Below are 13,519 nucleotides of genomic sequence, written 5' to 3'. Positions count from 1 at the left end.
ACGACGCGCCGCCGCTACGCGGCGGCCAATTTCCTTGCTCCGCAAGGAAATTGATGGATCGTCACTCCGTGACGATCAGCCAAATTGCTCCGCAATTCGTCCAAGGAATTCGCTCCGCGAATTCCAAAAGCGCACCTAAGAGGTGGTGCTTATCCGCCTGATGGCGGGTTAATCCTCTTGCTCTCTACCGATTCCTGAACACCTCTCTCCATGAATTCAAGTATTTTCAATTCCATTTCTATAACCGCAATTTGATCTCCTCTTATTTCCACTTCGAGTACTCCAAGGGTCTGCTCAATACCCTTCACTGGACGCTGAAGGGCCATCACCACCCCCACCGCCCCGCCGACCGATGACGACAGAAGCCCACCTTCATCACCGCGGCCGGGATCCGCACGCCACCGAAAACGAAATCCCCCACGAAGAGGACATCCCGCACCTGATGGGCGAGCTGGTCCTCTGACTGAAACCAGGGCGACCTCGATGCGGACCCCTGGTACGCGCTGCGATGGCCCACCTGAACCTGGTGAAGATCCACCCCTGGACGGCAACTGTCGCATGCCACACAGTCTGCAGACCTTCCTGATCACCCGGGGAGGCGTGCTGGCCCCGGAGTTCTCCTCGATCGAAGAATGGTTCGGCCTTCCCGGAAACATCTGGGAGTACTACAAGGTGCTGCCGGGAGGTGGGAGGTCCCGTCTACTCCCCCGATCGCAACGCCCTGCCCTGGGTGCGCTTCAACCTGCGCGCCTATCACGAGCAGTCTCCGCGTACAGCGCCGCATGCAACGCTCCACCGGCTTGTTGGATCCAACTGGCCTAGCACGCCGAGCAGTTCCGTCTCGCCGAACGCCAGATCACCGCAGTGCACGAAGTCGCGATGATCGGCCGCGTCGCCGCTCCCGCTACTAAAAGGCCGAAGTGCTCAGCAACCCGCAGGCCGTCCGTGACGTCCAGAGCCTCACCGGAGCCGGTCTGCTCGCACATCTCCTGAAGCTCAAGCCGTCACAGACGGCCGCGCACACAACCGATCTTCGTCACTCTATCGAGCCAGCAGGGGGTTGACGGGGAAGCGGGCGAGCGCCTCAGCCGGCTGAAGCCGGCGAGAGTGCTCGGGCTGGGCTTGTGACCGTACGTCAGGAGTTACGGGTGCAGGCCTGTTCGGCCAGAACTATTACTGTTGCGCTTCTGGGCACAGGTCGGGGTGGGGGCTGGGGGATGCTGGTGAAACGTGGCAGGTGCCCGGTGTGTGAGGGTTGGGTGCCGGTGGACGGGAGCATCGTCGGCCCGCACTGGCACGAGGGAACGACCTGTAAGGGAGGGGGCCGGACGGCCACGGGCCGGTCGCCGGTCTTGGCAGCAGCTGCGCCCGCAAACGTCGGCGCCCTTGCGAAGCGCGCTCCCTGGCTGCCTGGAGACGATCGCATCGAGACGGCCTCGGCTGCTGTCGGCTGCGTGATGTTCATCGGGCTGCTCGTGCTGCTCGTCGGCGTGTTCGTCTCCCCCGCTATGTGGGTGGCCGGGGCGGTCGTGTTCGTTGTGGGCACAGTGACGCTGTGGATGCTCGGCATCACCCCGGCGGGTCGGCGCCATGCCGCCCGCAACGAACTCGCCCTCGCGGAGCACGTACAGGAGAGGGCCGACGGCGCAGCACGATCCGTACAGGAGCAGCGTGATGCGGCCGCCGCGGAGCAGGCGCGTCGCGGGGAAGAGGCCGCTGGTGTGCTGCAGAGGGCGGTGGATGGGCTGCTGAAGGAGCTCCCCGTGCGGGGTACTTCGCAGCAGGAAGCCATCGCGTGGTGTTTGTCGAGGGTGCACCTTGCGAATGATCCGCGTCTTCGGGCGGAAGCCGAGCGGCTGGCTCGGCGTCACATCGCCGTCGATGAGCGTCTGCTGTGCATCGCACAGTCAGAGGGTGAGCGCAGGCGCCCCGCGCTGTTGATCCTCACCGACCGCGGTGCCGCGATTGCGGACCAGGGCCTGTCCTACCGCTACGAGCCTCAACCCCGGGACATCTTCAAGGCTCCCGAGGCGGGGTGGGGGCATCTGAGGGCCGGCGCTCTGGTGTTCTCCTTTTCCTGCAACCCCCAGCTGAGGATCGCTCTCGCGGCCCGTGAGAAGGCCGCGAGAGCCCTGCCGACGGCTGGCGCTGCCGACCGCCCCGAAGAGCGGTTGATCCGCACCGCCCGGGACGCTGAACTGGCCGCCGTCGACTGGATGCGCTACCTGGGCTTCGCCGATGCAGTGGCCACGGCCGTGGGCGCGGACGAAGGCATCGATGTTCTGGCCGAGCAGGCCGTGGCACAGGTGAAGAAGGAAGGCAGTCCCACCAGCCGGCCCACGGTGCAGCAACTGCACGGCGTCGCCGCCGCCCAGAGCAAGGCAGCCCTGTTTTTCTCCATGGCCGGCTACACGCCGCAGGCCATGGACTGGGCGTCCCGCCACGGCATCGCTCTGTTCCAATACGACCTGCAGGGCACCCCCAGCCCCCACAACTTGCCCGCCCACCACCTGATGCAGCAAGCCGCCACCCTCGCTGCCCCGATCCGCACACCACGCCGCAACGCCTCCCGCCCGCTCCACACCGACCACTGCCCTGCCCACGCCGCGCTACGGGAAGAAGACGTCTCCCGGCAGGCCGAACGCGCCGGCCTGCGCCCGGAAAGCCTTCAGGACATCGCGAACGAGGTCATCACCGAGCAGCGCGCCACCATGGTCTGGCTGCAGGAGCGCTTCTTCCTCACCCGCCCGCAAACCCGCAAGGCCCTTGACGCACTCGAACAACTCGGCCTGGTCTCCCCACCCGCCGCCAACGGACGCCGCACCGTCACCGTGGGCTGCCGCGCCTCTTGCCCCAGGGCGCGGCCGTGACCTGTGGCTTCAGCCTGCCGTCTAGGTGTCGTGCGGGTCTTCCTCGACGGAAGCCGCAATGCGCGGTCACATGACACCTTTTTGCCCCACTGGCTATCTACTCAAGACCACAACCCGATTCAGACTCTGCAGTAGTGCGCGAAGACTTGATCCATCCCGCCGATCCGCTGTCGCTGGACCAGCGCCTGTCTGTCCCGACTTCGCGTCGACAGGGGGCTGCCCTCAGTGGAAGCGCCCGGGGGCAGCGCTCGCTGCCCTGCAGGCGGCGCGGCCACCCCGGCCAGGGGCCGCAACGCTATCCCGCAGTGGGCGCAACAGCTCCTGCCCTCCGCGAGCGGGGTGTGGAAGCCATCAGTGTGCTGGATGTGGATGGTCTGAGGATCCCAGCTGAAGGAGTGATTTATGCGCGCGGAGGAGTGACGTTCCTTGCTGGGCAGTCGGGGGTGTAGCGACCATCAGCGGATGGACGGACGGAAGCGGATGGTCGAGCTGGTTGGCGTCTGCGAGACGACGCTGTGGACGTTGTATCACCGCGCTCTGGCTGCGGGGGACCCTGGTTCGGCGCTGTTGGATCCGAAGGCGATCGAGGTGGTCGATGCCATCGGCTATCCCTTTGAGGGGCGGTTCGGCACCGGCAGCTGGGGTTTGGCGCAGGGGATGGCGGTGCGGGCGCGCTGTTATGACCGGGAGGTTCGCCGCTTTCTCAGGGACCATCCGGAGGGGACGGTGGTCTCCTTGGGGGAGGGTCTGGAGACGCAGTTCTGGCGTGTGGACAACGGCAGGGTGCGGTGGCTCGGGGTGGATCTTCCCGAGGTTGCGGCGTTGCGGCAGCGGTTGCTGCCGGACGTGGCGCGCCATCGCACGCTGTCGTGTTCAGCCACTGATGAGCGGTGGATGGATGAGGTCGACGCCTCGCGAGGGGTGTTGATCATTGCTCAGGGCATGCTGATGTATCTCCCGCTGGATGCGGTTCGGCAGCTTGTTGCGGGGTGTGCTGCCCGTTTTCCGGGTGCGGAGCTGATTTTCGACACTCCGCCGGCCTGGATGGCCGCTCGCACCGTGCGTGGTCGGTGGAGGTATCCCGCCGGGTACCGGCCGCCGCCGATGCTCTGGGGGATGACTGCGGCCCTGCGTCAGAAGCTGGGAGCGGTGCACCCGGGGATTGCCGGCGTGCGGGCGGTTCGGGTGCCGCGGGGCCGGGGTCTGCTGTGCGGGTGGGTCCTGCCGCTGGCCAGCGTTCTTCCGGTGGCCCGTGCGCGAAAGCCATTGTGGGTCACGTGTGTGTCCTTCGGCCTGACAGAACATCAGCAAGTGGAGTCAGCAGATGACGGATCGGTTGGACGCCGAGCGGGAGCAAGGTCACCGGTGGGTGCCGCGGGGGTCACGCCAGGCACAGGTCGATGAACGGCCGGCGCGAGTCCCACAGCAGCGTTCGGTGCTCATCGAGGGCAGCACGCTGCGGTTGCGGGAGTTTGAGCCCGGCGATGTGGAGGGGGTGTTCGGTATCTTCGGCGATTCCCGTACGACCCGTGCGTTTGGAATGCCGCCGTTTCGGCGTTCCGAGGCTGTGGCGCTGGTCGAGGAGGCCAGGGCGGGCGCCGGGGAGATTCCCCGCACGCACTATCGGCTGGGGGTCAGCGAGATCGCCACGGGCCGCCTGATCGGTTCGGTGAAGCTGATCGTCGCGGAGCAGCCGGAGAAGGGGGGGATGGTTCGTGTGGGTTATCGGAGCGCGGAGATGGGTTTGGCTTTGCGCGCCGACCAGGTGAACGTCGGACACAGCACGGAGATCGGCTTCCTGCTGGGTGTTCTGAGTTTCGATTGGCTCGGACTGCACCGTGTGTGGGCGGGATTCCTGCCTTCGAACGTCGCTGCGCAGCGGGCCATTGAGAAGGCGGGCATGGTTCGGGAAGGGGTGCTGCGGCACTACGGCTACGTGGACGGTGTGTGGCATGACATCGTCCAGTACTCGATTCTTGAGGACGACTGGAAGGCCATGCGAGGCCGCTGAGCGGTGTGTGTGGGGGGGGCGAGCCTAGGGTTGCCGTTTCGTCGGTGAAAGCGGAAGCGGTGGCGGAAGCGGTTGGGGGCGGGTCGCCGGGTGGTTGGCGACCCGCCCCTGTTTTGGTCGTCGGTTTGTGCGCTCGTGGCTGACGGTGGCTTCGGCCAGGTGGCGCAGAGCGTGTGGGGAGCCGCCGGCTTGGCTTCGGTTCTCGCGCTTTCAGGCGTTGGCCTGGCGACGCCAGGCCGTCTTGCGCGTAGCGGCATGGTGGACAGTGCCGCCCGCATGGGCAGCCTGCCGGCGCCACAGCCACAGGGACGTCACGGACAACAACCCGGTGAAGACCGCCAGGAAGACCACCGACACCCACATCTGCCGGCTTCCGGGGTCGTCCCGTCCCACCAGGGCAGCCGAGACGGCCCACAAGAGGGCGCCCCCGGCGTAAAAACAGCGGATCCGGCGCAGCTGCCGCAGGGCTCGTACGGATTCAGCGTGATCAGTTTCCGGTGCCATGGCGACGCAGGTACCCCGATACGCGCCGTCTACCGGCTTGTGGTGAACTGCTTGAGGTGGTGGATGACGGTGATACGGGGTAGCGCCCTTCGTTTTCGGGCCGGGCCGGGTCGCGGAGCTGTGTCACGGCGTCATGGCTGGTCCTCCGAATAGTTGGCCAGGGGTGTGCGGCACCCGGCCGGGAAGGCGCACGTTCTCTTTTCGTGGTGCCCGTGTCCGGTCGCGCGCCGCTGTCGTCCTTGTGCAGGACCAAGTTGTTCAGTCAGGTCCTCGGCGCCGTGGCCGTCGCCGGTGCTGCCCTGATGGGCGCTGCCGCCGCCGCGTCGGCCAACACCGTCGGGGACAATGTCGGCGCCCTCCTGATCGGTAGCCAGAGTCAAGGCGCCAACGCCGGGAATGATGGGGCGACCAGCAGTCGCGGCAGCAGCGACGGCAACACCCTGGCCGACAATGGTGCTGCCCAATCCAATGTCGCCCTGGTCAACACTGCGAAGGTGGCGGAAGACGCGCTTGTGACCGCCTGAGCGTCCCGGGCCCGCGCACCAGCAGCATGGTGGCGTTCCTGCGCAGGGCGTTCTGTATGGCGAGCAGGCGTGCGGGCTGGGTTCTGTCTGACTGATGATTCCCACCGGGCAGCCCTGTGGCCTGGATCAATGACCTTGCCGGGGTGGTGCCTGGCCAGCGATGCTGGGCCGGTGCCAGGACAGCGGAAGAGGAAACGTCAGCAGCGGGGCGCTGGGCAGCAGGCTGCTATGCGTGAGGGTTCCGGAACGGGGCGTTGGCAGGTGATCTTCGAGACCCAGGACGAGTCGGAGTGGCATGCTCACCTGCGTCGTCTGCGTGCTGGGACGGAGCGAATTGACTGGGCGATGACTCGGATCGACACCCTCTGCGGGCGCTTGGTGCACCCGACCACCTACCGGCTGAGTCTTTTCGTGCCGGGTCCTGTGTGCGATCCCGGCCGAGAGCGCCCTGGTCATTGATCTTGTGGCTGGTCGTGGTGAGTTGGCGGATGCGGGGTGGGAGTGGATGGCGTCGCTGCTCCCGGCGGTGGATGGGCGGGGGCGGCCCTGGCGGGGTCACCGGCATGTGATCGACGGGGTGTTGTGGCGGTTGTGGACCGGGGTGCCCGGGCGGGACCTGCCCGAGCGGCATGGCCCGCAGAAACGCTAGGCGGGTGGCGCTGGTGGCCACGCGCCTGATCTCAAGCGGCGGCGCGCCCGGGCCTTGATGGCTCGGGCGCGCCGTTGCTTTACGTGCGCGTGCTGGGGAGTTGTTCAGCTCTGCCCTGCAGGCTCGCTTGCGGGTCAGTGGTGGCGGCCGCCGTGGTCGCCGTGGCGGTGGCCGCGGTCGTTGCGGTCGCCGTGGTCGCCGTGGTGGCGGCCGTGGTCGTTGCGGTCGCCGTGGCGGTGGCGGTCGCCGTGGCGGTGGCGGTCGTTGCCCCAGGAGGCGTCGTCGATGAAGCGGCCGTGGTCGTTGCGCAGGGTGGCGGTGCCGGAGTGGTTGTCCCACACGTGGTGGCGGCGGTCCTGGAAGAGATCCGTGCGCGTGTCACGGCCTTCACCGGTGTGGATGCGCACCGTGGCACGGCCGTCCAGGCGGTAGTGGTCGAAGGTGTAGGTGCGGCCGTCCTGGCCCGACAGTGTCCACCCGTCCAGGTTCACGCTGCGGCGGGTGGTGTTGGTGACCTCCACCCACTCCTTGTTCAAGGAACGGTTGGAGCGGTTGTCCCGGCCCGGGGAGTCGTACTGCACGCTGCTGATCTCCACCCCGGTACGGCTTGGGCGGGGGTGGTCGGCAGCGGACGCCGGCAGCGCCACCGCCCCGATCACGGCGGCGGCCGCGAGTGAGGCGGCGGCCAGACGACGAGCGGAAACAGCGGAAGAAGACACAAAGGCCCCCTGCAGATGCGGGCACCGGTTCCGTTCCTGGATCACGCCCCGAGGGGCGGGAACGGAGGGTTGGTGCGGTGTGCGGGTGGCGGCCGGCTGGCCGCGCATCCACACCTTGGCCGTCACCCGGGGATGTGAAGGCGATACGCGACACCCTGTTACGAATCACACATATTGCTGTAACTCTCACCTGCATCATCCATTTATGTCCAGAAGATACCCAACATGACGACTCGCCAGATTTAGATCTGTTGCAGGCATTGGTCCGCCGCACCCGTCCCCCACGGCCCGCCGTCCGGCAACCTCCGGGGTCCTCACCCGAAAGTGCGTAACAGCGTTGCCAGGCGCACGCTGCAGATCACAGTGGTGACGCCGGAGAGACCAAGCCCCCGCAACGCCCCCGCGCGCACAGCAAGCCGGCGACCGGCCGGATCGGCGGCGTCCCCCTCCTGCTGCCCGTGGCCGGCGACGACGACCTCACCAGGAAGACGGTCCTCCAGCTCGCCGCCGAGCTGGGGTTCGACGCCGTCGACGCCGGCCCGCTGAGCAACGCCCGCTACACCGAGCCCGCCGTCGAGCTGCTGATCCAGCTCGCCTTCGGCCAGGACCTCGGCCCGGGCATCGGCTTCGTACTGGCCCGCGCCTGAGCCGGCAGGCACGCACAGGGCGGCTCCCGCCGGGCAACCCGAGCAGCGCGTGGCAGGCCGGGTGTGCCGGCGCCGGCCGGGCCAGGAGTGCCGGGGCGGGGCAGCGGCGTGGGGCCAGGGGGCGTGGCCGGGCCTCGACGACGGGGCCTGTGTGTTCGGTCGGGGTGGTCGGAAGCGGTCGGGATATGGCCGTGATCGGACGGTTGCGGCGCAATATGTGCACGGGAACCCAGGGGGTGCGGGGGTGTGTGAGGGTGGAGCACCAGCCTGGAGGGGAGCTCCGTTGTCCACGCCGGGGTGGCGGTGTCGCCGCAGGCGGGCGGGCTTGTACGGGGTGGACGTGCCTGGACGGGCACCGGTGAAGGGGCGTGGGCATGCCCGGCGGGGGCCAGACCAGGGTGCGGGGAGGACGGCGTAACGGGCCGCTTGCGGGCCGGAGTCCGGAAGGCGATGCGTTGGCTGCGTGGCTGCGGGAGATCACCGCGGACAGGACGCTGAACGAGCTGGTCGCCGAGTTCGGCACGTACAAGCGCGCCACGTGGGGAGAGTTCCGCAACGGGCACAAGCCCATCCCCCTCGGCCTGTTGCGCACCGTGGTCACCGCGTTGGTCACCGAGCCCCGGCTCCAGGAGGTGGAGCTGGAGCGGGGCGGCGCCCTGCACCGTGCCGCCACGGCGGCAGCGGCCGCGCAGGACCGTGCCGGTGCGCAGGGTGCAGGGCTGCCGGTGCGGGAACTGCAACTGCGGCTGGACGAAGCCCGCCGCGGCCACATCGAAGTCCAGCAGGCGCTGCTGGACAACAAGGACACCATCCGGGTCCTCGAAGCGACTATCACCTCGCTGGAGGACCGCTGCGCCCAACTGGAAGCCGAGCGTGACCTGGCCCTGCGCCAGGCCCGCTCGGTCGCGGCGGTGGAACAGAACCTGGAAGCCTTCGGCATCGTGCTGGCGCGCACCGAGCAGCGGCTGGAGCTGGCCTTGCGGGACCAGGTCTCGGCTGAGGTTCTTCTCGTGGACGTCCGTCGCCGTGCCGAGGGATACCGGCGCGAACTGCAGGCACTGCGGCAGGCGGGGCCGGCGGACGCGGGCACCGCCCCCCGCCCGGAGGGGGCCGCCGGTGCCGGGCAGGAGGAGACGCGGGCGCGTACGGCTCCCGACGCGCGCCGCCAACCTCAGCACTGGGAGTACGAGTTGCTGCTGGAGACCGTCGACGACAGCCGCCAGACGCAGCGCGAGAGCCTGGCCGGGGTCCGCCGGCGGATGGGCATCGCCGACCCGCTCGAGCAGGACCCCAGGCGCACGGATGTCGTCGAAGGGACGGTGACGGTCGTCCGCCCGCACGACATGGTTGTCCGCCCGCACGGCATGGACGCCGTGGACATCTCCCCAGAGTGTGACGTGCGGGCCGGTGCCGGCGGTGCGAAGGAGACAGCCGGCGCGGATGACGGCAGCCCTCGGCCCGTGTCCGTCCGCGCGCCGTGGTGGCGAAGGCGGCCAGGCCGGGGCACGGCCGCGACGGTTCTTGCCCCGGCCCTCCAGGCGGGCACAGCGCCGCGCCGGACGGCGGGTCTCGGCCGGCGGCTTCGCGGCAAAGCCGCGGCGCGGGGGGCTGCGCCGCGATGGCTGAGCGGCCTGTCCGCGGTCATGCTGATCGGGCTGTCCGCGAGCGCTGCCTCGCCGCCTCTGCCGGCATCTTCCGCCGGCGGCGGCAAGCCTGGGCCCTCCCCCTCCGTGAAGGGCAGCGAGCCCGTTCCGTCCGTGCGGTGGACCACCACTCTGGCCGGCTTCGCGAGCCTCGGCCCGGTCAGCGGCAGCACCCGGTTCGTGCAGGACAGCAAGCACCTACGGGCCGTCGACACCACCACCGGCACCACGCTGTGGAGCAAGCCGGCTCCCGGCGCGACCGGCGGGACGATGGCCTTCGGCGACGACACCCTCTACGCCACCGACGACTCCACCACCCTCCAGGCCCGCGACGGCGCCACCGGGGCACTGCGCTGGAGCAGGGATCTGGCAGGTCTTCTGCCCCCTCTCAAGCAGGAGCGCCGTTCGTTGTTCTTCGGCATGTCACAGCCCCGGCTGAGCCGGACGGCACCGGACGTGGTCCTCGTCAGCTTCTGGAGAACACAGCTGCCTGCGCCCCTCCCCCAGCCAACGGCCTCGCAGCCGGGGATCGTCCCGTCCGCCTTCCGCGCCCGGCCGGCCATGTGCGTCACCTACGGATGCGTCAGCGATGCACCGCAGAGTTTCATCACTGCGTCCATGGACGAGGTGACGGCGGCGGTGAATGTGCGTACCGGCGCTGTCGTCTGGCAGACGGACGGGGAGTTCCTCGCCCAGGCCGGACAGATCTGCCTGGTGTCGGACGAGGACGGGACCCGGGGCGTCGACTGCGGCACCGGGACGGTGCACTGGAGCATCGACGCGGACTGTGACGCCGCCGTGGTCATCGACGCGGGCTCGGCGGCCGTGTGCACCGCCCACGGCTTCGTCTACCGCATCGACGTCTCCTTCGGCCGCGAGGCCTGGCAGTCCAGCGCCGTCCCCACGCCGCAGGGGCCGCCGCAGGCCGCGCACGAGACGATCTACCTCACCAGCGGCAACGGCCGCCTCTACGCCCTGGACCAGGACACCGGCGGAACCCGCTGGTCCGCGGCCGCCGGACGCAGCACCTCATCCCCCGTCCCCGGCCGGTCGCAGGTCTACGTCGCCGGCGCCGACGGACGCCTCTACGCCTTCGATGCCGCCACCGGGGCACGTGAGTGGTCCGCACCCGCCGGCGGCCACATCACCACCGAACCCCGCGTCTCGGGCGCCACCGTCTACGTCGGCGCACAGGACGGACGGGTGTACGCCCTCAACCGCACCACCGGCGCAAGGCGTTGGAGTGCGTCAGCCGGCGGCGGCGCCGTCGAAGCCCTCCACACGGCCGGCAGCCGCGTGACCACCCTCACCGACCAGCACACCGCCCGGCACCGGTAGCCCAGGCCTGTAGTCGTCAGGGAGTGCTGTCCGAGGCCGGTTCGGGTTTGGTGTGCAGGATTTCGCGGGCCTGTTCCGCGGCGCGGGCGGTGCTTTCGGAGACGAAGTCGAGGAAGCGGGCGACGTTTTCCAGGCGGGCGCCGGCCGGGGTGCCGGGGCCGAGGACGCCGACGCCTTGGCGTGCGGTTTCGACGAGCTGGGCGATGGAGCGGGCGCTGGCCATCATGGACTGGTACCAGACGTCGTCGTCGACGACGTAGCGCTCCCGGCGGCGTTCGTCGCGCTCGCGGCGGATGAGGCCTTGACTGTCCAGGAACGTGACCGCTTTGGAGATCGATGCCGGGCTGACCTGGAGGCGCTGGACGAGTTCGGACGCGGTGAGGCTGCCGGTGTCGGTGAGGGTGAGGCTGGCCATGACCCGGGCCATCATCGTGGGCATGCCCGAGGCCATCATGACGGTGGTGAACACCTCCTCGTAGGCGCGCACCGCTTCGGCGTCACGTCCGTGGGGCTGCGGGAGTGTCCTGGAGTCGCGGGGGGCTGCCTGCCGGCGGCGGTGGGCGCGGTGTTCGGTGGCGCGGTGGGCGAGGTCGGCGCGGTAGGCGGTGGGGCCGCCGTTGCGCATCACCTCGCGCGTGATCGTCGAGGTCGGACGGTCGACACGTCGGGCGATCTCGGCGTAGGCGAGGCCGTCGGCCAGTCCCAGCGCGATCTGCTGGCGTTCCTGCTGGGTGAGTCTGCCTCCCGGCATCGCGGTCTCCTTCGTGGTCCGTGGCGTCCCCTCCAGCATAGCGTTCACACCCATTTCATTGCAACGAGTATGGCAGAGCTTGTTGCGTTAGATTCTGCATCATTGCAATGAATTACCTGATCCTACCTGCACTGATGCTGTTTTTGCGCAACGAGCTTGTTGCCATATCTATGAATGCAACGTAGCGTTTCCATCATCAGAAACAGCGCAGCCAAGGAGAGCATCATGCAGAAGTTCGACACCCCGGCCCCGGTCCTTGCCGTCCTGGACATCCCCGCGGGACACATCCGGTTCATCGCCGCCGACCGGGCCGACACCACCGTCGAGATCCGGCCCGCCGACGCCGCCAAGAACCGCGACGTGAAGGCCGCCGAGCAGGTCTCGGTCGAGTACGTCGACGGTGTCCTGCGGATCGAGGCCACGCCGGCCAAGAACCGGATCCTCGGTTCCTCGTCCGGGTCCATCGAGGTGACCGTCCAGCTGCCGGCCGGCTCCCGCGTCGAGGCCAAGACCGCCGCCGGCGAGTTCCGCGGCGTCGGACGCCTCGGCGACCTCACCTTCGAAGGCGCCCAGGGCTCGGTCAAGGTCGACGAGGCCGCCGCCGCCCGCCTGAACCTGCTCGCCGGCGACGTCTCGGTCGGCCGCCTGGGCGGGCCCGGCGAGATCACCGTCCAGAAGGGCGACATCAGTGTCGCCGAGGCCGTGCGCGGCACGGTCGTCCTGCGCACCGAGTCCGGCGAGGTGTCCGTCGGCGCCGCCCGCGGCGTCTCCGCCACCCTCGACGCCGGCACCACCTACGGCCGCATCAACAACACCCTCAACAACACCGACGGCGCCGACGCCGCCCTCAGCATCCACGCCTCCACCTCCTACGGCGACATCACCGCCCGCAGCCTCTGAGCACAGCGCCCTTCACAGGGCGCTCGCCCCGTCCGCCCCGCCCGCGGTCACGGCAGGCGGCGTCACGTCACGGCCGACATGCGAGCACACCCAGTCGGTGATGTCCCGGGTCGGGGTGCCCGGCGTGAACAGGGCCGCCACCCCCAGTCCGAGCAGCGGGCCGATGTCGGCCTCAGGGATGATCCCCCCGCCGAACACCGTGATGTCAGCGGCGTCCTGCTCCCGCAGCAGGTCCATCACCTGGGCGAAGAGGGTCAGATGGGCCCCGGACAGGACGGACAGCCCGATGCCGTCCGCGTCCTCCTGCACCGCGGTGTCGACGATCTGGCGCGGAGTCTGGTGCAGCCCGGTGTAGATGACCTCGACACCCGCGTCCCGCAGCGCCCGGGCGATCACCTTGGCCCCTCGGTCGTGTCCGTCCAGGCCCGGCTTGGCCACCACGACCCGGATGGGGGCGATGAGACCCGTGTCGGCAGTGTGCATGGCACTCCTCAGTCAGTAGGCGTCCGTCGCAACGTAGGTGCCCCACACCTCGCGCAGCGCGTTGCACACCTCGCCGACGGTGGCGCGGGCACACAGGGCGTCCTTCATCGGGTAGAGGACGTTGTCGTCGCCCTCGGCGGCCTTCTTCAGAGCGGCGAGCGCCGCATCGACGTCCACCTGCTCCCGCCAGGCGCGCAGCTTCGCCAGCCGTTCGGCCTGCTGGGCCTCGATGGCCGGGTCGACGCGGAGCGGCTCGTAGGGCTCCTCCTTGTCGAGCTGGTAGCGGTTGACGCCGACCACGACCCGCTCGCCGGAGTCGGTCTCCAGCGCGATCCGGTAGGCGGACCGCTCGATCTCGGACTTCTGGAACCCTTGCTCGATGGCGCGGACCGATCCGCCGAGCTGCTCCGTCTTGTCGATGAGCGCCACGATTTCCGCTTCCAGGTCGTCGGTCATCTTCTCGATGACGTAGGAGCCGGC

Annotated in this window: 12 protein-coding genes and 1 pseudogene; 8 read left to right on the top strand and 5 right to left on the bottom strand. The window is 69.1% G+C overall.

All coding sequences use genetic code 11. The features are described from left to right. Positions 1–1,352 precede the first annotated feature (1,352 nt). The 3 genes from AQJ84_RS40180 to AQJ84_RS40170 all read left to right on the top strand — a co-directional run bounded on the left by AQJ84_RS40180 (position 1,353) and on the right by AQJ84_RS40170 (position 4,881). On the top strand, positions 1,353–2,870 hold the full coding sequence (locus tag AQJ84_RS40180) for a restriction endonuclease (RefSeq protein ID WP_211276888.1): 1,518 nt from the start codon (positions 1,353–1,355) through the stop codon (positions 2,868–2,870). 462 nt (positions 2,871–3,332) lie between these two features. Beyond that, positions 3,333–4,274 (top strand): class I SAM-dependent methyltransferase, encoded by a 942-nt coding sequence (locus tag AQJ84_RS40175; protein ID WP_078632517.1) that lies wholly within the window; start codon positions 3,333–3,335, stop codon positions 4,272–4,274. Positions 4,275–4,305: 31 nt separating this feature from the next. After that, positions 4,306–4,881 (top strand): GNAT family N-acetyltransferase, encoded by a 576-nt coding sequence (locus AQJ84_RS40170; RefSeq protein WP_051870325.1) that lies wholly within the window; start codon positions 4,306–4,308, stop codon positions 4,879–4,881. Positions 4,882–5,091: 210 nt separating this feature from the next. On the opposite strand, the gene AQJ84_RS40165 is transcribed toward AQJ84_RS40170, so the two are convergent. Then, positions 5,092–5,385, bottom strand: a complete 294-nt coding sequence (locus AQJ84_RS40165; protein ID WP_030045823.1) for a hypothetical protein — start codon at positions 5,383–5,385, stop codon at positions 5,092–5,094. Between the two features lie 212 nt (positions 5,386–5,597). On the opposite strand from AQJ84_RS40165, the gene AQJ84_RS40160 reads away from it, so the two are divergent. After that, positions 5,598–5,909, top strand: a complete 312-nt coding sequence (locus AQJ84_RS40160; RefSeq protein WP_128092412.1) for a hypothetical protein — start codon at positions 5,598–5,600, stop codon at positions 5,907–5,909. 463 nt (positions 5,910–6,372) lie between these two features. Continuing rightward, positions 6,373–6,546 (top strand): annotated as a pseudogene (locus tag AQJ84_RS41890) (transposase); the annotation flags it as partial. A gap of 146 nt (positions 6,547–6,692) precedes the next feature. On the opposite strand, the gene AQJ84_RS40155 reads toward AQJ84_RS41890, so the two are convergent. Continuing rightward, on the bottom strand, positions 6,693–7,277 hold the full coding sequence (locus tag AQJ84_RS40155; RefSeq protein ID WP_225889295.1) for a lamin tail domain-containing protein: 585 nt from the start codon (positions 7,275–7,277) through the stop codon (positions 6,693–6,695). 458 nt (positions 7,278–7,735) lie between these two features. Between AQJ84_RS40155 and AQJ84_RS40150 the strand changes: the two genes are divergently transcribed. Together AQJ84_RS40150 and AQJ84_RS43365 are read left to right on the top strand one after the other, a co-directional pair. Further along, a complete protein-coding gene (locus tag AQJ84_RS40150) occupies positions 7,736–7,924 on the top strand; it encodes an NAD(P)-binding domain-containing protein (protein ID WP_030045820.1) in 189 nt (62 codons plus the stop codon). 455 nt (positions 7,925–8,379) lie between these two features. Continuing rightward, a complete protein-coding gene (locus AQJ84_RS43365; protein WP_053190414.1) occupies positions 8,380–10,905 on the top strand; it encodes a PQQ-binding-like beta-propeller repeat protein in 2,526 nt (841 codons plus the stop codon). Between the two features lie 16 nt (positions 10,906–10,921). On the opposite strand, the gene AQJ84_RS40140 is transcribed toward AQJ84_RS43365, so the two are convergent. Next, a complete protein-coding gene (locus AQJ84_RS40140; RefSeq protein ID WP_030045816.1) occupies positions 10,922–11,656 on the bottom strand; it encodes a GbsR/MarR family transcriptional regulator in 735 nt (244 codons plus the stop codon). A gap of 225 nt (positions 11,657–11,881) precedes the next feature. On the opposite strand from AQJ84_RS40140, the gene AQJ84_RS40135 reads away from it, so the two are divergent. Further along, positions 11,882–12,556 (top strand): DUF4097 family beta strand repeat-containing protein, encoded by a 675-nt coding sequence (locus AQJ84_RS40135; RefSeq protein ID WP_059198922.1) that lies wholly within the window; start codon positions 11,882–11,884, stop codon positions 12,554–12,556. Between the two features lie 12 nt (positions 12,557–12,568). On the opposite strand, the gene AQJ84_RS40130 is transcribed toward AQJ84_RS40135, so the two are convergent. Then, positions 12,569–13,039: a cobalamin B12-binding domain-containing protein gene (locus AQJ84_RS40130; protein WP_051870166.1), complete on the bottom strand. Its 471-nt coding sequence runs from the start codon at positions 13,037–13,039 to the stop codon at positions 12,569–12,571. 12 nt (positions 13,040–13,051) lie between these two features. Next, positions 13,052–13,519 (bottom strand): methylmalonyl-CoA mutase family protein (locus AQJ84_RS40125; protein ID WP_225889293.1); only part of this gene is annotated, 468 nt, incomplete at its 5' end.

The organism is Streptomyces resistomycificus, from assembly GCF_001514265.1.
Classification (GTDB): domain Bacteria; phylum Actinomycetota; class Actinomycetes; order Streptomycetales; family Streptomycetaceae; genus Streptomyces; species Streptomyces resistomycificus.
This window is presented reverse-complemented; position numbering and strand designations above follow the sequence as displayed.